The organism is Nocardia yamanashiensis, assembly GCF_021183565.1.
GTDB lineage: Bacteria > Actinomycetota > Actinomycetes > Mycobacteriales > Mycobacteriaceae > Nocardia > Nocardia yamanashiensis.
The window spans coordinates 1,670,502-1,689,355 of the sequence record NZ_CP089226.1 but is presented as its reverse complement, the minus strand read 5'-3'; the positions used below and the strand labels follow the sequence as shown (position 1 = coordinate 1,689,355).

At 66.8% G+C, this 18,854-nt stretch carries 20 protein-coding genes; 8 read left to right on the top strand and 12 right to left on the bottom strand.

All coding sequences use genetic code 11. The annotated features are described in order from the left end of the window. Positions 1-32: 32 nt before the first annotated feature. Positions 33-1,490 (top strand): cytosine permease, encoded by a 1,458-nt coding sequence (locus LTV02_RS08110; protein ID WP_233039393.1) that lies wholly within the window; start codon positions 33-35, stop codon positions 1,488-1,490. A 26-nt stretch (positions 1,491-1,516) separates the two neighbouring features. Here LTV02_RS08110 and LTV02_RS08105 read toward each other — a convergent pair whose 3' ends face one another. From LTV02_RS08105 to LTV02_RS08075, 7 genes are all read right to left on the bottom strand, one after another. Beyond that, positions 1,517-2,704: an ROK family protein gene (locus LTV02_RS08105; RefSeq protein ID WP_233039392.1), complete on the bottom strand. Its 1,188-nt coding sequence runs from the start codon at positions 2,702-2,704 to the stop codon at positions 1,517-1,519. After that, on the bottom strand, positions 2,701-3,894 hold the full coding sequence (xylA, locus tag LTV02_RS08100; protein ID WP_233039391.1) for a xylose isomerase: 1,194 nt from the start codon (positions 3,892-3,894) through the stop codon (positions 2,701-2,703). Before xylA ends, LTV02_RS08105 begins: the two co-directional genes overlap by 4 nt. A 106-nt stretch (positions 3,895-4,000) precedes the next feature. Then, positions 4,001-4,390, bottom strand: coding sequence for a D-ribose pyranase (rbsD, locus tag LTV02_RS08095; RefSeq protein WP_233039390.1), 390 nt, complete (start codon positions 4,388-4,390; stop codon positions 4,001-4,003). 29 nt (positions 4,391-4,419) lie between these two features. Then, the gene (locus LTV02_RS08090) at positions 4,420-5,361 is read right to left on the bottom strand and encodes a ribokinase (RefSeq protein ID WP_233039389.1); all 942 of its coding nucleotides are present in this window, start codon (positions 5,359-5,361) and stop codon (positions 4,420-4,422) included. Next, positions 5,358-6,125 (bottom strand): ATP-binding cassette domain-containing protein, encoded by a 768-nt coding sequence (locus tag LTV02_RS08085; protein WP_233039388.1) that lies wholly within the window; start codon positions 6,123-6,125, stop codon positions 5,358-5,360. The genes LTV02_RS08090 and LTV02_RS08085 overlap by 4 nt, the downstream gene beginning before the upstream one ends. Positions 6,126-6,133: 8 nt before the next feature. Next, positions 6,134-7,111, bottom strand: a complete 978-nt coding sequence (locus LTV02_RS08080) for an ABC transporter permease (protein ID WP_233039387.1) — start codon at positions 7,109-7,111, stop codon at positions 6,134-6,136. Then, positions 7,108-8,130 (bottom strand): sugar ABC transporter substrate-binding protein, encoded by a 1,023-nt coding sequence (locus LTV02_RS08075; RefSeq protein WP_233039386.1) that lies wholly within the window; start codon positions 8,128-8,130, stop codon positions 7,108-7,110. Before LTV02_RS08075 ends, LTV02_RS08080 begins: the two co-directional genes overlap by 4 nt. Positions 8,131-8,286: 156 nt before the next feature. Between LTV02_RS08075 and LTV02_RS08070 the strand changes: the two genes are divergently transcribed. Then, positions 8,287-9,291: a LacI family DNA-binding transcriptional regulator gene (locus LTV02_RS08070; RefSeq protein ID WP_233039385.1), complete on the top strand. Its 1,005-nt coding sequence runs from the start codon at positions 8,287-8,289 to the stop codon at positions 9,289-9,291. Between the two features lie 23 nt (positions 9,292-9,314). Here LTV02_RS08070 and LTV02_RS08065 read toward each other — a convergent pair whose 3' ends face one another. Next, positions 9,315-9,836, bottom strand: coding sequence for a hypothetical protein (locus LTV02_RS08065; protein ID WP_233039384.1), 522 nt, complete (start codon positions 9,834-9,836; stop codon positions 9,315-9,317). 117 nt (positions 9,837-9,953) lie between these two features. Here LTV02_RS08065 and LTV02_RS08060 point away from each other — a divergent pair, with 117 nt between their 5' ends. Next, entirely contained in the window at positions 9,954-11,054 is a 1,101-nt protein-coding gene (locus LTV02_RS08060) for a carboxylate-amine ligase (protein ID WP_233039383.1), read from the top strand. Between the two features lie 13 nt (positions 11,055-11,067). On the opposite strand, the gene LTV02_RS08055 is transcribed toward LTV02_RS08060, so the two are convergent. Continuing rightward, positions 11,068-11,520, bottom strand: coding sequence for a MarR family winged helix-turn-helix transcriptional regulator (locus LTV02_RS08055; protein WP_233039382.1), 453 nt, complete (start codon positions 11,518-11,520; stop codon positions 11,068-11,070). A 153-nt stretch (positions 11,521-11,673) separates the two neighbouring features. Here LTV02_RS08055 and LTV02_RS08050 point away from each other — a divergent pair, with 153 nt between their 5' ends. After that, on the top strand, positions 11,674-11,826 hold the full coding sequence (locus LTV02_RS08050; RefSeq protein WP_233039381.1) for a nitroreductase family protein: 153 nt from the start codon (positions 11,674-11,676) through the stop codon (positions 11,824-11,826). Between the two features lie 12 nt (positions 11,827-11,838). Continuing rightward, positions 11,839-12,321, top strand: coding sequence for a nitroreductase family protein (locus LTV02_RS08045; RefSeq protein WP_332909594.1), 483 nt, complete (start codon positions 11,839-11,841; stop codon positions 12,319-12,321). Between the two features lie 107 nt (positions 12,322-12,428). Here the strand turns inward: LTV02_RS08045 and LTV02_RS08040 are convergent, their stop codons facing one another. Beyond that, positions 12,429-12,857 (bottom strand): tautomerase family protein, encoded by a 429-nt coding sequence (locus tag LTV02_RS08040; protein ID WP_233039380.1) that lies wholly within the window; start codon positions 12,855-12,857, stop codon positions 12,429-12,431. Between the two features lie 77 nt (positions 12,858-12,934). Here LTV02_RS08040 and LTV02_RS08035 point away from each other — a divergent pair, with 77 nt between their 5' ends. The 3 genes from LTV02_RS08035 to LTV02_RS08025 all read left to right on the top strand — a co-directional run bounded on the left by LTV02_RS08035 (position 12,935) and on the right by LTV02_RS08025 (position 15,378). Continuing rightward, positions 12,935-13,414, top strand: a complete 480-nt coding sequence (locus LTV02_RS08035) for a winged helix-turn-helix transcriptional regulator (protein ID WP_233039379.1) — start codon at positions 12,935-12,937, stop codon at positions 13,412-13,414. Between the two features lie 108 nt (positions 13,415-13,522). Beyond that, the gene (locus LTV02_RS08030) at positions 13,523-14,038 is read left to right on the top strand and encodes an OsmC family protein (RefSeq protein WP_233039378.1); all 516 of its coding nucleotides are present in this window, start codon (positions 13,523-13,525) and stop codon (positions 14,036-14,038) included. 29 nt (positions 14,039-14,067) lie between these two features. Continuing rightward, positions 14,068-15,378: a bifunctional o-acetylhomoserine/o-acetylserine sulfhydrylase gene (locus LTV02_RS08025; RefSeq protein WP_233039377.1), complete on the top strand. Its 1,311-nt coding sequence runs from the start codon at positions 14,068-14,070 to the stop codon at positions 15,376-15,378. Positions 15,379-15,381: 3 nt separating this feature from the next. On the opposite strand, the gene LTV02_RS08020 is transcribed toward LTV02_RS08025, so the two are convergent. Together LTV02_RS08020 and LTV02_RS08015 are read right to left on the bottom strand one after the other, a co-directional pair. Then, positions 15,382-17,376 (bottom strand): tetratricopeptide repeat protein, encoded by a 1,995-nt coding sequence (locus LTV02_RS08020; protein WP_233039376.1) that lies wholly within the window; start codon positions 17,374-17,376, stop codon positions 15,382-15,384. After that, positions 17,373-18,554, bottom strand: a complete 1,182-nt coding sequence (locus tag LTV02_RS08015; RefSeq protein WP_233039375.1) for a hypothetical protein — start codon at positions 18,552-18,554, stop codon at positions 17,373-17,375. Before LTV02_RS08015 ends, LTV02_RS08020 begins: the two co-directional genes overlap by 4 nt. Between the last annotated feature and the right edge of the window lie 300 nt (positions 18,555-18,854).

The following is an 18,854-nucleotide window of genomic DNA, read 5'->3' as shown; positions in this document are numbered from 1 at the left end:
ATGAGGTACCTCACTACGAATGGAGCGCGGCTATGTCCACTTCCCACCCGCCCGGCACCGCCGAAGTCACCACCCCGGCCGAGACCGGTGTCCGCTTCGACGAACACGGCGTGCTGCCCATCCCCGACCAGGAACGTGACTGCTCGCCCTGGGAGCTGTTCTGGATCTGGTGCGGCGCCAATATCGCCCCGCTCAACTGGGTACTGGGCGCGCTCGGCATCACCCTCGGGCTCAGCCTGCTCGAGACCCTGCTCGTCGTCGTGATCGGAAACCTGTTCGGCTGCGCCGTCTTCGGCCTGTTCAACGTGATCGGCCACCGCACCGCCGTCAATCAGATGGTGCTGGGCCGCTCGGCCTTCGGCATCAGAGGCGCGGCACTACCCGCCCTGGTCCAAGGACTGCTCACCATGGCCTGGGTGGGCGTGAACACCTGGGTTGTGCTCGACCTCGTACTGGCCGTCCTCGACCAACTCGGCATCCACGGCGGACTGGGCCTGAAAATCCTGGTGGCGGTGGTCATCATGGGGGTGCAGCTGGGTCTGGCACTGTACGGCTTCTACGCGATCCGCGCGTTCGAGAAGTACTCCGTGCCGCTGACCATCGCCGTCATGCTGGTGATGACGGTGGTGGCCCTGGCGCGCACCCACCTGGACTGGTCGACCGCCACCGCCGACACCCCCGCCGAAAAGCTCACCGCCGCTACTCAACTCATCACCGCCATCGGCGTCGGCTGGGGCCTGACCTGGATCCCGTACGCCGCGGACTACAGCCGCTTCGCCCGCCCGCAACTGCGCTCCCGCACCGTGTTCTGGGCCTCCGCGGCCGGCATGTACGTGCCCACGGTGTGGCTGGCCGCGCTGGGCGCCTGCCTGGCCAGTGCGGGCGGCAGCGCGGACCCCTCCGCGCTGGTCGTCGGAACCTTCGGCGCGCTGGCGATCCCGGTGCTGCTGCTGATCATGCACGGCCCGATCGCCACCAATATCCTCAACCTCTACTCGTGCTCGCTCGCGGCCCTGACCATCGGAATCCGGGTGGCACGCTGGAAGATCACCCTCTTCGCCGGCGTGATCGCCGCCCTGGTGCTCGCCATCTTCATCAACTCCGACAGCTTCGCCCACGCCTTCGACAATTGGATGGTCTCCATCCTCATGTGGATCAGCCCCTGGATGGCCATCCTGCTGGTCGACTACTTCCTGATCCGCCGCCGCACCCTGTCCATCCCCGACCTCTACCGCGACCCCACCGCATCCGCCTACGCCCGCTTCAACATCCCCGGCCTGCTCAGCCTGGCCGCCGGGCTGATCGCCAGCTGGAGTTGGCAATACGGCCTGGTCCCCGCCATGCAAGGCCCCCTCGCCCGAATCCTCGGCAACACCGACTTCTCCTGGCTCTCAGGCAGCCTCGTCGCCGGCGGCCTCTACGCCCTGCTGATGGCCACCACCCGCGACCGCGCCGACCACGCCGGTCAGCGACCGCGGCGGACCGAATGATCGAATCGAACGAGTAGTGCCGCGACTCAGGGGAATCGGGATCGGCCAGCGATGTCGGTGGCCAGCAGGAGTTCGGGTTCGTGGCAGGCGCGGCGGGTGATGAGGGCCGCCGCGCCGCGCGCGGCCGCGCTGGGGCCGAGCGGGGACGCGGTGAGTGTGACCGGGCGGCGGGCGGCGGCGAGGACGCCGGTGCCGAGTTCGGCGCGTACGCCGGGGGCTAGGTCGTCGAAGAAGGTTGCGTAGCTGCCGCCGAGTACGACGGTGGCGACATCGCAGATATTGATCAGGGAGGTGAGGGCGGTGCCCAGGGCCGAGCCGGCACAGTTGACGGCGGATCGGGTGCGGCTGTCGCCCTGGCGCAAGGCGGTGTGCAGGGCTTGGAGTCCGGGGGCGCCGGCGGCGGCGAAGATCGCTTGCAGGCCGGCGTATTGCTCGACGCAGCCGTGTCCGCCGCAGGGGCAGGGGCGGCCACCGCGTTCGATGACGACGTGGCCGAGTTCGCCGGCGAAGCCGCTGCGGCCGCGAAACAGGTTGCCGCCCAGTACGATTCCCGCGCCGATGCCGATATCGCCGGAAACGTAGACGAAATCGTCACCGGCCGAGCGGTGCGGCCACACGTGCGCGAGTGCGGCGAGATTGGCCTCGTTGTCCATCGGCACGGTGGGCAGGCCGAGCGCGGCGGCCAGGTGCTCACCCAGCCGAACCCCGGTGAGGCCGGGGATGTTCGGTGCGTGCACAACTGTCTCGTCCTGCACGATGCCGGGCACGGCCAGCCCGACACCCAGCAATGTCCCACCCGATTCGGCGATGGCGGCACGGACCAGCGCGGTCAGTGGTTCGATCAGGTCGTCGGCGTCACGATGGCGGTTGTCCATTTCGATGCGCCGCTCGGCCACGGTGGACCCGTCCAGTCGCTGGACGCTGACAGCGAGATGGCGCACGTTGATCTCCGCGCCGATCGCCACCGGAGCCGTGTCGGAGAATCGCACGGGCCGTGACGGCCGCCCGCGACCGGTGTTCACCACGGGATCCTCGGTCAGGATCCGTTGCCGCAGTAGTGGTTCCACCAGACTGGCCACCGTGGCCTTGGTCAGGCCCGTGCGCTGGGCGAGTTCGGCGCGCGAGGCCGGGCCGTCGAGCACGGCGAGCAGCAGCGCCTGCATGTTTCCGCTGCGCACCTGCCTCAGGTGTGCGGGCCCGGTCGGCAGGCTCACCGTGCGCCCAGCAGATGTTCCAGTGCCAGCTGGTTCAACCGGACGAAACCGTATCCACGTTCTCCGGCGCGGTCCGGATCGAAATCGGCCGCTTCCGGATCGGCCAGCAACTCCGCGTACCCCTCGCCCACGGCGAGTGTCGGGGTGCGCAGGTCATCGACTCCGGCCTGCGACAGCGCCCGTCGCACTTCGGGGTCCGCGCGAAAAGCGTGGGCGCGCTCCTTCAACAACAGGTAGGTGCGCATGTTCGCGGCGGCCGAATCCCACACGCCCGCAAGGTCTTCGGTCCGGGATGGTTTGTAGTCGAAATGGCGGGGCCCGTCGTAGGCGGGCGTGCCGTCCGGGCCGCCGTTCTCCAGCAGGTCGACCAGGCTGAAGGCATTCATCAGATCGCCGTGCCCGAACACCAGGTCCTGATCGTATTTGATGCCGCGCTGGCCGTTCAGGTCGATGTGGAACAGTTTGCCCTGCCACAGCGCCTGCGCGATCCCGTGGGCGAAGTTCAAACCCGCCATCTGCTCGTGTCCCACTTCGGGATTGACGCCCACCAGCTCCGGATGGGCCAGGGTGGTGATGAACGCGAGCGCATGGCCCACGGTCGGCAGCAGGATGTCGCCGCGCGGCTCGTTGGGTTTGGGCTCGATCGCGAACCGCAGGTCGTAGCCGCGATCGACCACGAATTCGGTGAGCAGATCGACGCTTTCGCGGTAGCGGTCCAGTGCCGCGCGCACATCCTTGGCGCTGTCGTATTCCGCGCCTTCGCGCCCGCCCCACAGCACGTAGGTTCGCGCACCGAGTTCGGCGGCCAGCTCGACATTGCGCAGCACCTTGCGCAGTGCGAACCGGCGCACATCCCGGTCGTTGCTGGTGAATCCGCCGTCCTTGAACACCGGGTGGGTGAACAGGTTCGTGGTGACCATCGGCACCACCATCCCGGTGTCGGCCAGCGCCTTACGCAATCGGTCGATACGCCCCTGCCGTTCACCGGCGGACGCCCCGAACGGGAACAGATCATCGTCGTGGAAGCTGAGGCCGTAGGCCCCGAGTTCAGCGAGCCGATGCACTGCCTCCACAGCGTCCAGCTCGGGCCGGGTGACCTCACCGAACGGGTCCCTCCCCCGCCAGCCCACGGTCCACAAACCGAACGAGAACTTGTCCGCAGGGGTCGGCGTCAACATCTGCATCTCCATTTGTTCAGACACTGAACTAAGTCATATCAGGCTACGCGGGACAGGCACTGAGGCTGCCCGGATCACACGAAAGACGCTGCACGCTAAACCAATTCAGTCCCAAGCCTCACAGCCAGGGCACTCCCGCGCGCAAAAGGACGTTCGCATACGGCAGCGCCTCGCCGGTACGGACCACGAAGCGGCAGTCGGCGATTCGAGCCTTGAAGTCGGAGTGATCGAGCAACTCCATCGGCAGGCGTTCACTCAGCAGCGTCGCGGTCTCGGGGTTGTGATCGGTCACCTCGCGACTGCCCCATGCCGCCTCTACGGTGACCTCGCTCAGTATGGCGTCGAGTACCGGCTCGAATCGCGGCAATCCGTAGCTGATTCCGAGATCGATGACCGGTACGCCGACAGGCACCGGGAGACCGGAATCGCTGACCGCGAAGAGGTCGGTGTGCCGCAGGGCGGTGAGAGCGGACAGGAGTCCGGCGTGAATGATTCCGGAGGTACGCAATTGTCGAAATCCTTTGCGAGTAGGGCAGATCAGTCCAGGCCGCGAGCCGGTGGAACGGCTGGGAGCATGGCGATGATCTGGTCGCGGGAGGGGTAGGCGGCGTGGGTGCCGGGCGACTGCACCGCGAGCGCGGCAGCGGCGGTCGCGAAAGCCACCCCGGAGGGGAGGTCGGCGCCTTCGGCGAGCACGGTGGCGAGTGCGCCCGCGAAGGCGTCTCCGGCGCCGGTGGAATCGGCCGATTCGATGCGGGGCGCGGGCTGATATCCCGCGAACACGGTCGACGAGCCGTCGCGACGCACCCAAACGGCTCCGGCGGCACCGAGGGTGGCGACCACCGAGGGCACACCGTTCAAGCACAGGTTGCGGGCTTGAACGCAGGCTTCCTGTGGTGTCGTGATCGGGTGGCCGGTCACCGCGGCCAGCTCTGATTCGTTGACTATCAACGGATCACATCGACGCAGCAGATCGGCGGGCAGGTCGACGGCGGGCGCGGCATTGAGAATGAACCGGCGCGCGTGCCGTGCGGCCCACCGCACCACCCGTATCGGCACTTCCAGTTGCGCCACGACGACCTCGGCCGCCGCGATCTGCTCGGCGGCCACGGAGCGGTCGAGCTCGGCATCGCTCTCCCACCGGAAGTTCGCGCCGGGATCGACGACGATCTGGTTCTCTCCGGCGGCGACGGTGATGTACGCGGTCCCGGTGCGAGTGCCGGGGACTTCCACGACCGCTTCGAGCCCGACGCTGTACTCACACAGCGATTTCCGCAGCGATGGATCCGGATCCTCGCCGATCCTGGCCACGAACTCGACCGACGCGCCGGCCTTCGCCGCGGCCACCGCCTGATTGGACCCTTTGCCGCCCAGGTTGGTTCGCGTCGCGGCCGCGAGGATCGTCTCCCCCGGGCCGGGCAGCCGCGGCACCTCGCACACCACGTCGTGGTTGACCGACCCGAGCACGACCACACTCACGAGGCCGCCTCGACACCGGCGTCGAGATTGCCGGGCGCGGCGCCGGTGATCAGCGCGACCAACCGGTCGCCATCCACTTCGTCGATACGCTGCGCGGCCACCGTCCGGCCACGCCGCAACACCACCACGTTGTCGCAGATCCGCATGACCTGGCCGAGGTCGTGACTGATGATGAGCACGGTGACGCCCCGCTCCCGCAGCCCGCGCACCAGCCGCTCCACCGCGGCGGTTTCCCGCACACCCAGCGCGGCGGTCGGCTCGTCCATGATCACCATGGACTTGCCCCAGGCCACCGCGCGCGCGATGGCGATGCTCTGCCGCTGCCCACCGCTCATCCTGCGCACGGTGGTGCGCACCGACGGCACATCCACATCCAGATCGCGCAGGATCTCACCGCTGCGCTCGATCATCGCCCGGCGGCGCACGATACCGAGTGGATAGACCAGCTCCCGGTTGAGAAACAGGTTCTGCCACACCGTCAGATCATCGATGAGCGCCAGATCCTGATAGACGGTCTCGATGCCCATGCGCCGGGCGTGCTCCGGCGAGCGCAGCTGCACCGGCTCGCCGCGGAAGAGAATCTGGCCGGTATCGGGTGACTGCACGCCGGTGAGGCACCGCACCAGGGTCGACTTGCCCGCACCGTTGTCGCCGACCAGCGCCGTGACCTCGCCTTCCGGAATGCTCAGGCTCACCCCGGACAGGGCCCGCACCGAATCGAAGGACTTGGTGAGATCCCGGGCCTCCAGTAGTGGAATCGTCATGGCCTGACCTACTTTCGGAATCGGGAGATGCCTGCGGCGAGCAGCAGCACCGCGCCGACCGCGACCGGCTGGTAGTACTGCGAGATGCCGAGAATGGTGAATCCGTTGACGAGCGAGGTGAAAAGTACCGCGCCGCACACGGTTCCGAGCACCGATGCCTTACCGCCCGCCAGCGAGGAGCCACCGAGCACCACGGCCGCGATGGAGCTGAGCAGATAGGTGGTCTGCAGCGAGGGATCCGCGCCGCCGTTGCGGGCCACCAGCATCACGCCCGCGATGCCGCACAGCAGGCCGGACATGGCATAGGCGAACAAGCGAATCCGGTTGACCGCGATGCCGGTATCGCGCGCGGCTTCCAGCCGGCCGCCGGTCGCGAGCAGGTGGGTGCCGATCCGGGTGCGGAAGATGATGCCCGCCGCTGCCAAGGCCGCCAGCAGCGCGAGCAGCCAGAACCAGCGCACCGGCCCGACGCCGTCGAGGGCGAGTCGTTGCAGGAAGCGCGAGTTCACGGCCGCGGTATTGCCGTGGGTCAGCAGCAGGGTGATGCCGCTGAGCACGCTCAACATGCCGAGGGTCGCCACGAAATCGGTCATCCCGAACCGTCCGACGAGCACCCCGTTGATCACGCCGACGGCCAGGCCGCCGAGAATCGCGGCGGCGATCCCGACCGGCAGCGAATACCCGTGGGTGGTGAGGTACCCGAGAAGCGCTGCGGCCCACGGCAGATTCGCCCCGACCGACAGGTCGATCCCGCCGGCGGTGATGGCGAACTGCTGCCCCAGCGCCAGCACGGTCAGAATGGTCGAAGCGACCAGCAGATCGCCGATATTGTCCAGCGTCAGGAAGTACGGGGTGGCGATGAAGAACGCCACCCACAGCACCACCAACGCCAGCGGCGCCGCGTATTCCGCGATCCTGGACAGGATCTCCGTGCGACCCGCGCGTTCCCGGGGAGCGGCCGGGACGCCGCCTGCGGTGGCGATCACTTCGTCAGCAGCCCTTCGATCGGATTGTCGAAGGTGACGATCGGGCGCGGGAACGCCGAAATCTGCTGTTCGACATTGTCTTTGCCGATGAAGGCGATCGGCGCGACCACGCGGGCGGGCAGCTCTTTGCCCTGCTGCCGCGCCAGGCAGCTCTGGACGGCCAGCTGGCCTTCGGCGTACGGGTACTGGGTCACCGTGCCGTAAAGGCTGCCGGATTTGACCGCTTCGAGCGCGGCCTGGATGCCGTCGACCGAGATCACCTTGATCTGACCCGACTTGCCGGCGTTCTTGATCGCCTGTGCCGCACCGAGTCCCATGGTGTCGTTGGCGGCGAAGATGCCGGTGATGTCGGGATGCGCGCGCAGGATCGCCTCGGTCACCTGCAGGCCCTTGTCCTGCTCGTAGTCGGCGGGTGCCTTCTGGACGATCTCGAGCTTGCCGGCCACGGTCTCGGTGAAGCCCTGATCGCGGTTGATACCGTTCTGTTCACCGGCGATACCTTGCAGGATCGCGACTTTCCCACTGCCGCCCAGACCTTCCAGCATCTTCTGACCGGCGATCCGGCCGGCATCGAGATTGTCCGAGCCGATGAAGCTGGCGTACGAGACGCCCGCCGCCGCGGAGGCTTTCGGATCGATCTGGGTGTCCAGGTTGAGAATCGGAATGTTCTTGCGCGCGACCGCACTCAAGGGCGTGATGACATTCGTGCCGTTCACCGGCACCACGCCGAAGCAGTCGTAACCCTGTGCGGCCATGGTGGAGATCTGGGCGTTCTCGCCGTCGGCATCGGTCTCGGACTGCCCGGCCTGCACGACGACCTTCACGCCGCGCTTGTCGCCCTCGGCCAGCGCGCCGTCGCGCAGGGCCGCCCAATAGGGATTGGTGAAGTTGCGGGTGACGATCGCGATCTTGAAGCCCCCGGCCTCGGAGTCCGCGCCCCGGCCGCAACCGGTAGCCAGGGCAGCGACCGTAGTGATCAGGGCAAAAGGTATGAGCGCTCGGCGAAATCGTGCGTGCATCGGTGAACGACCTCATCTGTTCCGTAGTATCAACTCGTGTTGATCAACACGAGTTGACCAGTAGTGTGTGACGTGGGTCATGCTCTGTCAAGGCCCATTCGGTCCATCGGCGGGATCGATGCTTGGATAAACGTTGCGCGACAAGGAGACAACTCGATGGCAGTCACACGGGCCGACGTGGCCCGGCTGGCGGGCACATCGCCCGCGCTGGTCAGCTACGTGCTCAATGGCGGGCCACGCCAGGTCGCCCCCGCGACCAGGGCGCGCATCGAAGCCGCCATCGCCGAACTCGGCTACCGGCCCAATGTGTCCGCGCGCAGCCTGCGCACCAATCGGGGGCACGCGCTCGGGCTGGTCATACCCGACGGCGCGAACCCGTTCTTCGCCGAACTCGCCGCGGTGATCGAAGCGGCCGCGTTCGCCCGGGGATATCCGCTGTTCGTGGGCAATGCCGCCGGGGACCCGGATCGGGAACAGGCGTATGTGCGCTCGTTCATCGACCGGCGTGTCGAAGGGCTGCTGGCTATTTCCTCGGCCTGGGAGACCGGCATCGCCGATGCCTGTGAGCAGGCGGGCATGACGCTGGTCGCCTTGGACCGCATCATCGACCCGGCACGGTGCGCCCATGTGCTCTGCGATTCGGTCGCCGGTGCGGAGGAAGCCGTGGGGCATCTGATCGGCCACGGTCACCGGCGTATCGCATGCCTGAGCGGGCCGCATGTCTCCACCGCCGAAGAACGCGTGCAGGGTTATCGAAATGCTTTGGCGGCGGCCGGATTACCCGAAGGGCCGATAGTCCGCACCGACTTCGGCGGCGCTGCCGGATATCGCGCGCTCACCGAATTGATCGACACGCCACAGCCTCCGACCGCTGTATTCGTCACCAGCGATCTGCAAGCGATGGGCATGCTGCGCGCCGCCTACGACGCCGGTCTGCGTGTCCCCGACGACCTGGCCGTCATCGCTTTCGACGGCATCGAATACTCCCGGTACACCCGGCCCGGACTGACCACCATGGTGCAACCGACCCGCCGGATGGGCGAGCTGGCAGTGAATCTGCTTCTCGCACAGATAGAAGGCGATACACCACAGCCGGGGGTCATCCGCCTCCCGGCTGAATTGCGAACCGGGGGTTCCTGCGGCTGCGCCGACGATTTCTGACGGTCGAAGGCCCAGTGCCCGTATCAGTCGCCGTCGGCGACGATTTCGGCACGGATACGGACCGCGTCGGCGAGATCCGCCCAACGGTTGCGAGTATCGGTCAGGTCTTCGTCCGGTTCGGCGCGGGCCTTGCGGCGCTGCAACGCCGCCCACCTCGACAATGCGTCGGTCATGACGTAGCGCAAGTCCGGATCCGTCAGATCGAGCACCAGCTCGGCGTTCGGGCTACCGTCCGGTTCATCGGCTACCGCCGACCTCGAACGACGTTGCGGCACAGGCATAGGCGCCATCGCCGCCCGGGGAAACGCCGTATGGTCCACCCGCATCCACTCTTTCACCACATGCAGCGGCTGTTCCCCGAGCCGGAACGCTTCGGCGGCCTTGAGCGCGCACCGCAGGCAACGTGCCCGCCCGGGCGCCGGCTCCTGCATTGCCGGCATCCCGGTGCAGCGCAGCCGCCAATCACCACTGTTGTGGATGTCCACGATCAGGTGGACCACATCCTGATCGTCGACCGCGCTACCCTCGACGATCCAGCTGCTCATCCGGAAAGCCTAGCCAGCAAACCCAGCCATTTCGTTCTTCCCCGACACCCGTGTCGTCGTCCGCCACATCTTGTGACCAGATGTTTGCCACGGTCCGCTGAGGGCATTTCGCCCGGTATGGATGCGCACGCTGTCACGGTGGGTGTCGAAGAGGAGTTCCTGCTCACCGACCCGGGTACCGGAATGCCCGTGGCCAAGAACACCGCGGTAGCTCGAACGGCCGCGGACGCCGGTGTGGAGCTACAGCTGGAATTGACCCGATGCCAGGTCGAAACAAGCACGAGCGTCCACACGGAAATCGAGAAGCTGCTCGATGAGTTGCGCTCCTTACGCCGCGACGTCGCCGAATGCGCGCGGCAAAACGACGCCCAACTGCTCGCCGTGGCGATACCACCCACGGTGCCACAGGATTTCCCAGTCACCAACACGCCTCGATACCGCCGCATCAGCGACACCTTCGGCATGCTGGCCCACGAACAAGGCCTGTGCGGATGTCACGTCCACGTCGGCATGCCGGACCGCGAAACCGCCCTCCAGGTCAGCAACTACGTACGCGCCTGGCTACCGGCCTACCTGGCCCTCACCGCCAACTCACCGATCTACCGCGGCACCGAAACCGGATACGCCAGCTGGCGCAGCGTACTGTGGCGCCGCTGGCCGAGCGCCGGACCACCCCCGTACTTCGAATCCGAGGCCGACTACGACGCGATGGTCGAGATGATGGTCGCCAGCGGCTGCATCCTGGACCGCAAAATGGTGTATTGGGACATCCGCCCCTCCGAATCATTCCCGACCCTGGAGATCCGCGTCAGCGACATACCCGCCACCGTTGCCGAGACGGCCCTGCTCACCACCCTGATCCGAGCCACCGCCATCACCGCCCTCGAATCCCTCGCACACAACCAACCCGCACCCGCAATCCCAGACGAGGTACTCCGCGCGGCCTACTGGAACGCCGCCCGCTTCGGCCTCGACGGCAACGCCCTCGACCCCATCGAACGACGCGTAATCGCAGCACCGGAAATGCTCACCCGCCTCCTCACACACCTCCAGCCCGCCCTGGACGACCTCGGCGAGACCGAACTGGTCACCGACTCCCTGGCCCAAGTGCTGCGCGACGGCAACGGTGCCCACCGACAGCTCACCGCTCTGCACACCAACGGCCATATCGCTGACGTCGTCACACTGCTGCGCGAAGCGACCGTGCAAGCCTGTTGAACGGGTTCACCGATCAGCGCGATCCGGGCGACAGTAGTTTGCCCAAGAGGGTGGTGAGTTGTGCCCGCTCGTCGGTGGTGAGTGCGGCGAAGGTCTCGTCCAGGAAGGACGGGACTGCGGCTTCGGCCGTGCGCAAGCGGCGCTTCCCTGCCGCGGTGACGGTCACCGCGTATGAGCGGCGGTCGCGCGGATTCCTTTCGCGTTGTACATAACCCGAGCGCTCCAGGTCGTCGCAGAGGTTGACCATTACGCTGCGGTCGATCCGTAGTTCGGCGCTCAGGGTTTGTTGTGAGCAGGCGCCTACCTCGGCGAGCATCTTCAGGACGAGATGCTGGCCGACGCCCAATTCTGTTGCGGCTGCGTGTGTTTCCGCGGCGCGCGCCACCAGGGTGGATGCCCGGCAGAGGGCGATATCTGGTCGTTCGGCGGCGAGTGCGGGGAAATAGTTGGGTTCGGCGGGCGGCATGGTCCTCCTCGTTCTTGCCGGCCACTCTATCAAATCGTCTGTGGGCAGATTGTTTGACGGCAGACGATATTGCGATCTACGGTCAAATCGTCTGCGCACAGATGATTTTCGGGCAGACGATCACGGGAAAACCGCTGGGCTTCAGGAGCTGCCATGACCCTCGACCTCACTCCGGACGAGTTGCTGTCCACCACACGCGCCGTCCGCCGCCGCCTCGACTTCAGCCGACCGGTCCCGCGCGGGCTCATCGAGGAATGCGTCGACCTCGCGACGCAGGCTCCTACCGGGCGCAACCGGCAACGCTGACACTTCCTCGCCATCACCGAGGCCGCGCAGCGCCGCGAGGTCGCCGACATCTTCCGCCGCGCGCTCACGATCGGCGAATCCGCGCCGCTCACCGCAAACGACCTGCGCCGCATGCATTTCGATTCCGGCAGCACCGCTCGCGTCTTCGACGGCCTGCGCTATCTGGCCGACAACATCCACCGGGTACCGGCCTTCGTCATCCCCGCGGTAGAAGGCCGCACCGATCGCTCCTCCGTCGAAATCCAGTCCGGCACCTGGGGTTCCATCCTCCCGGCCGTCTGGAGCTTCATGCTCGCCGCCCGCGCACGCGGCCTGGGCACGGTATGGACCACCGCCCAAGCACCCTTGGAACGCGAACTGTCCGCGATCCTCGGCGTCCCCTATGACGACATCATGCTGGCCGCATTCCTGCCGCTCGCCTTCACGATCGGCACCGACTTCAAACCGGCGGTCCGCGTTCCGCGCGAGCAAATGCTGCATTGGCAGCACTGGTGACCTGGTTCCGCAGCGCAAAAATTGTCAGTGACCAGGGACAGCATCGCCGTCCGCCACGTGTGTCATCGTTCCCGCCGGCGACGCTGGACGGGCAGCGCGTCGAGAAGTCAGTCCGTACCGGGGGTGGTCGGGGAGATTCCGTGGCGTGCAAGCAGTTCCGTGTCCAGTAGCTGGGCGTGGCCGTTGCCGATCGACCAGTCAGCGCGGTCGTTCTCGGTCAGGGTGATCACGATGTCCTCGGGGCGGACGCCGATGGCCGAGAGTTCGGCGGCGATCGTTCGGTAGAGCTGCTGTTTGAGCTCGGGCGGGCGGCCGCGCACCAGGGTGATCTGGAGGAATATGACGTCGCGGCGTTCGATGCCGAGGTAGTCGGGGTCGAAGACGAGGTCGGCGGGGCGGCGCGGTTCGATGACCTGGAAGCGGTCGCCGGGTGGAATGCCGATGGTGGTGACCAGGGCGTTGTGGACGCCGTCGGCGATGGCGCGTTGGTGTGCGGGGTCGAGGTTGTCGCGCAGGGAGATTCGAACCAGTGGCATTGCTCGTCCTGACTTTCGATTGTGAAGTCAGATGAGCGTACCTGACTTTCTCATTGGAAGTCAGGTACGGTGTGAGGATGGACTGGAGCGAACAGGATCCCTCCAATTGCAGTGTCGGGCGGACGGCCGAAATCGTCGGTCGCCCTTGGGTTCTCGTCGTGCTGCGCGAGGTGTTTCGCGGTCTGCGCCGGTTCGATCAGATGCAACGGCACCTCGACGTCTCCGCGGCCGTACTGTCGCGGCGGCTCGACTCCCTGGTAGCGGCCGGATTGCTTGTGCGGCAGCCCTATCAGGCGCCCGGTCAGCGAGAACGCCACGAGTATCACCTCACCGCGGCCGGACGTGAGCTGTTCCCGATCCTGGCCGCGCTGCACGAGTGGGGCGATGCCCATCTCGCGGACGAGGCCGGGCCCGCCACGAACTACCACCATCGTGATTGCGGCGGAACCGTGCGATTGACGTTGACCTGCACCGAAGGCCACACCCTCGCGACCACGGGTGAGGATGTGACGGTCACGCCGGGACCGGGTGCTAAACCACTCACCGCTACCGCCTGAGCAGCGTCGACGACCGGCCGCGCAGATTGCGCTGAGCGGTTGCTCGTTTGAGCTCGAGGCGACTGTAAACCTCGCCGTCCCAGCGCGAACGACCTACCGTCACGGGGCATGACCACCGAGCTGAACACGTCGTTGAATGCGATCGTCGACGCCACCGCGCATGCCGTCGCCGAGGATCCCGGCAAGGCCCAGGTCGTGTTCCGGGCCTCGGGAACACCCGAGGGCACCGTGGGCAGCGCGATCACGCTGGGCAAGTACACGGTTCGGGTCGACGAGCCGCCCGCGCTCGGCGGTGACGGCACCGCACCGAACCCGGTCGAGGTGTATCTCGCCTCGTTGATCGCCTGCCAGGTGGTCACCTACCGCTTCTGGGCGCAGCGGCTGGGAATCGCGGTCGAGGAGCTGGCCATCGACGCCGAGGGCGATCTGGATGTGCGCGGGTTCTTCGGCCTCGACGACAACGTCCGCGCCGGATTCCAGGCGGTCCGGGTCAATGTCCGCATCAGCGGGCCCGAGACCGCCGAACGCTATGCCGAATTGCAGCGTGCGGTGGACGCGCACTGCCCGGTCCTGGATCTCAGCACCGGCCATACGCCGGTCCACACCACCCTCGTCACCCAGTAGTCCCACTTCCCGACCATCCGGAGGCCCCGATGACCGAAGCAGCTCTGCCCGAAGACCCCACCGCCACTTGGAGTTTCGAGACCAAGCAAATCCATGTCGGGCAGAGCCCCGACGGCACCACCAACGCTCGCGCGCTGCCGATCTACCAGACCACCTCCTACGCCTTCCGCGACACCGCCCATGCCGCGGCGCTTTTCGGTCTCGCCGAGCCGGGCAATATCTACACCCGCATCATGAACCCCACCCAGGACGCGGTCGAGCAGCGCATCGCCGCCCTGGAAAATGGCGTGGCGGCGCTGCTGCTGGCCTCGGGGCAGGCCGCGGAGACCTTCGCGATTCTCAATATCGCCGGGGCGGGCGATCACATCGTGTCCAGCCCGCGGCTGTACGGCGGCACCTACAACCTGTTCCGGTACACCCTGCCCCGACTGGGTATCGAGGTGAGCTTCGTCGACGACCCCGACGACCTCGAGCAGTGGCGCGCCGCCATCCGCCCGAATACCAAGGCGTTCTATGGCGAAACCGTGTCCAATCCCCAGAACCACATCCTCGACATCCCCGGAATCGCCGAGGTCGCGCACGGGTCGGGGATTCCGCTGATCGTCGACAACACCGTCGCGACACCGTATTTGATCCAGCCGCTGGCCCACGGCGCCGACATCGTCGTGCATTCGGCGACCAAATACCTGGGCGGTCACGGCGCGGCCATCGCGGGTGTGATCGTCGACGGCGGCACCTTCGATTGGCGCGGTGGACGATTCCCCGGCTTCACCGAACCCGACCCCAGCTACCACGGCGTCGTCTACGCCGACCTCGGCGCGCCCGCCTACGCGCTCAAGGCCCGCGTGCAACTGCTGCGCGATCTCGGCGCGGCCATCTCCCCGTTCAATGCCTTCCTCATCAGCCAGGGCCTGGAAACCTTGAGCCTGCGCATCGAACGCCATGTGCAGAACGCGCAGGCGGTGGCCGAATTCCTGATCGGGCGACCGGAAGTCTCCACGGTCTTCTACGCGGGACTGCCCACCTCGCCGTGGCACGAACGCGGAAAGCAGCTGGCGCCCAAGGGTGTCGGCGCGATCGTCGGATTCGAGCTGGCGGGCGGCGTGGACGCGGGCAAGCGTTTCGTCGATGCCCTGACCCTGCACAGCCATGTCGCCAATATCGGCGACGTGCGCTCGCTGGTCATCCACCCCGCCTCCACCACCCACTCCCAGCTCACCCCCGAGCAGCAGCTCGCCGCCGGCGTCACCCCCGGCCTGGTCCGCCTCGCGGTCGGCATCGAAGGGATCGAGGACATTCTCGCCGACCTGCGCAACGGCTTCGCGGCGGCGGCTTCCTGAGTCTCAGTCGGACGGCGCCGCGGCAGTGGCGATGCGCGCGAGTTCCGCACGGGCCCGCTGCGCGAACTCGTCATCCGTGGCCGCCGCACTGGCCCGCAGGTCACGCAGACCGGCCTGCGGGTCGCCGGACCGCAGCTCGATGAGGCCGCGGCGATACAGCAGTTCGGGCGCGCTGTCCGGATCGCCGGCCGCCAGGGCGGCGCCGAAATCGGCGACGGCTTGCGCGTGATCGCCGCGACTCGCGTGTGCGATACCGCGATTGGCCCGCACCACCGGATCGTCGTCGATCGCCAGCGCACGGTCGAAACAGGCGATCGATTCGGTGGTGTCGCCGTCGTCGAAGGCCAGGACGCCGGCGTTGGCCCACGCGGCGACCAGTGTGGGATCCAACCGTCTTGCCCGGTCGAACGCATGCCGGGCCGCCGCGCTCCGGCCGTGCTGCTGCTCGATCATTCCTCGCACACAATGCAATTCGGCCTGGTCCGGATCGAGGGCGAGGCCGGACTCGACATCGCGGGACGCGGCATCGAGATCACCGAGTTCGAGGTGGCAGGCGGCGCGGTTCACGTAGGCGTCCACCAGGGTGTCGTCCAGCTCGAGCGCGCGCTCGAAATCGGCTATCGCACCGGCGTAGTCCGCCAGCTCCATCAGCAGATCGCCACGATTGAAGTGCACCTGCGGGTATGGCGGGCTCAGCGCGATGGCGTGCGCGTAGTCGGCGAGCGAGCTGTCGATCTGCCCGAGCTTGCGGTAGAGCCCCGCGCGTTCGCCGTAGTACTCGGAGTGGTTGGGGTCCATGGCGATAACGGTGGCGTACGCGTCGAGGGCCTGCTGCGGCGAACCGATCCGGGCCAGCAATTGGGCGCGGTTGTAGCTGAGCACCGATCGGTGCGGATCGAACCGGCCAGGATCGACCTCGGCGTCGAGCCTGGCGAGCCCGTTCTCGACCAGCCGCAGGGACTCCGCGAGATTACCCAGATGCATTTCGATCAGTGCGCGGCCGTTCTCCTGGAAGGTGAGATTGTAAGCGCGGCGCTGTTTTTCACTGCCGAGCGAGGCGATGGCGATGGCGGTGTTGATCCAGGCCTTCGCGCGCGCATGGTCACGGTTACCGGCGTAGAAGCGGGTGTAGAGCATCGCGCGGCCGTAGGCGGCGTGCAGGTGGACGCTCGGCAGTGTGCTGCGCCGGCAGGCTTCGTCGTAGAGTTCCTCGGCCTCCGCCGGCCGATTCAGTGCCGCCAGCGCGGTGCACATCTTCACGGTGGCCAGCCAGCATCGCTGCGGATCGCGTTCCCAGTCCAGGAGTTCGAGCACCCGCTGCCCGAACCGGATGGTGGCGTCGTAGTAGCCCTGCATCACGCAGTGCTGTAAGGCGCGTTCGTTGGCCTCCGCGCCCGCGCCGCCGGGATCGGAGCCGCGTTCGAGGTGGAACGGGATCGCGCCCAGGTGGAGTGAGAATTCTTTGCGCGCAATCAGTTCCGCCGCACACTGGTTGTGCTGTACAGCGGACATCGTCGCGGACGTCGCCAGGTGTTCGGCCACGTCGCCTCCAGGGTGGATCACGACCTGCAGCACGGACGGATCGGCCCGGCGGACGAGGATCGCCAGCAACTCTTCATCGGTCGGGTCGGCCAGCGCCGCATTGTGGATCACTACCTGCCACGGTCCGCCCGCTCGCCTGCGGCAGTACTCCGAGAGCAGGTCGACGATACCGTTGGCCAGACGCTGGGTATAGGCCGCCGGGTAGTAGCGGGTGCGTTCCTCGGGTGCCGCGGTGGCCATCAGGGTCGCTCGGCGGCATCGGATCAGGTCGGCCAATTCCGGTGCGGCCGCGATCAATTCGACGTCGTGCCGCTGAATCAGGTCGGGATGATGGTCGAGCAGGTCCGGGGCGATGGCGCGGAGCAGGCTGCCTGTCGCGCTGTACGGACCGCGCAGGCGGTGGTCGGCATCGACGACCGCGAGAACGCGTGTGTCGGTCGGGGCGTGTGTTGTCATCGGTTTTGCTTCCGTTCCTTGACGAACATGACCAGCGCCGTCGCCAGCTGGCCGAGATTGAGAGTGAGCAGGACACTGGCATCGACGAAAGAGGCGACGTTCGCGGTGCCGGAGAAAATGGTGTGGAACGCACCGGAGAGGAACCGCCAGCCCAGCGGAATCATCACCAGCGTGAATATGGTCAGCATCGCGGTATAGCCGATGGCGTGCAGCGGTGCGTACCATCGAGCGACTTGCCGATCGCGTGGGTGCCACTGGCTTTCGTCGACGAGCCGATCGGTGCGGCCCATCCACCGGTGAACGGCATTGCGCAGCAATTGGCCACTGACCGTGTGCAGATCCACGCAGCCGAGCACACTGGTGACCAGGTAGTAGATATCGGTGCGCAGGAAGAAATAGAACTGCCAGACCAGGCGCAGCACCGACGTGAACACCAGGGCGAGACAGATTCTGCCGACGAGCGTGAACGCTCCGTCGGGCGTCGTGGTCAGCCACGCGACCGTCGTCAGTGCCGCCATGGCGAGTACATCGGCGAGCATGCCGGCCAGCATCGGCAGATAGCGACGGCGTTTGGGGACGACGACGAGTCCGTCGATGACGGTTTCGAAGACCAGGAAATACAGCCTGCGCCCGATCTTGACGTGGGAACGCAGGCCGAGCCGCCGGCCCGCCAGGACGTGGAACGACTCGTGCAGCAATGTCAGCGGCAACTGGCCGAAGAACAGTACCGCTTCGACGACCAGCAGGTAGTGCGAGAAGAACACGTGGTGCCGGTGCGGCAGCAGCCGTGGGTCGGCGCACACCGCGGCGATGCCGACGGCGATCAGCACGGCGTAGCAGAACCAGGCGGGCGTCGAGAACAACGCGAGCCCGAGCCGCTGCCAACGGACCGGCTCGCGGTCGTCATCGGCGGCGTCCGCGTCGGCCAGAAAGTCCAATTCCCGCAGTGTGTCGAGGAATTCGTCGATGTCCACCGATTCCCCGTAGGTCCGGAAATACCACTCCGCGGCGTCCACCGGTCCGCGTCCGGATCGCAATTCCGCGAGCAGCGCGGCGCCGTCGGCGGGAAATACCGCGTAGGAATCGATATCGGTCCGGCCGACGACCACGTCCGCGCCCTCGGGCAATAAAGTCAACGGGTGGAAGTGAATACGGTGTTCGCCGGCGCGAAGAGTCATGATCGGTCCTGAGAAAGGGGTGGACAAGGCCAGAGACCCGATGTCTCCGGCCTTGCGTCTTAGCGATAACCAGAATGGGTGGACTACTGTGCTTCGTCGGCCGCACAGCAGCAGTTGCAGTAGCAATACGGCGGAGCGGTCAGGCGAACCGTTCCCGGCTTGCGCACCTTGATCTTCTTCACGACATCACCTCCCTTCATCGGCACGAATCGAGAATGCCGAGAAAAGAAGCCCGAATCGTCAGTCTGCGCAGGTATTACGCCGTGCCGCCGGAGGCCGATGGGGGCGTCCACTTCTCGC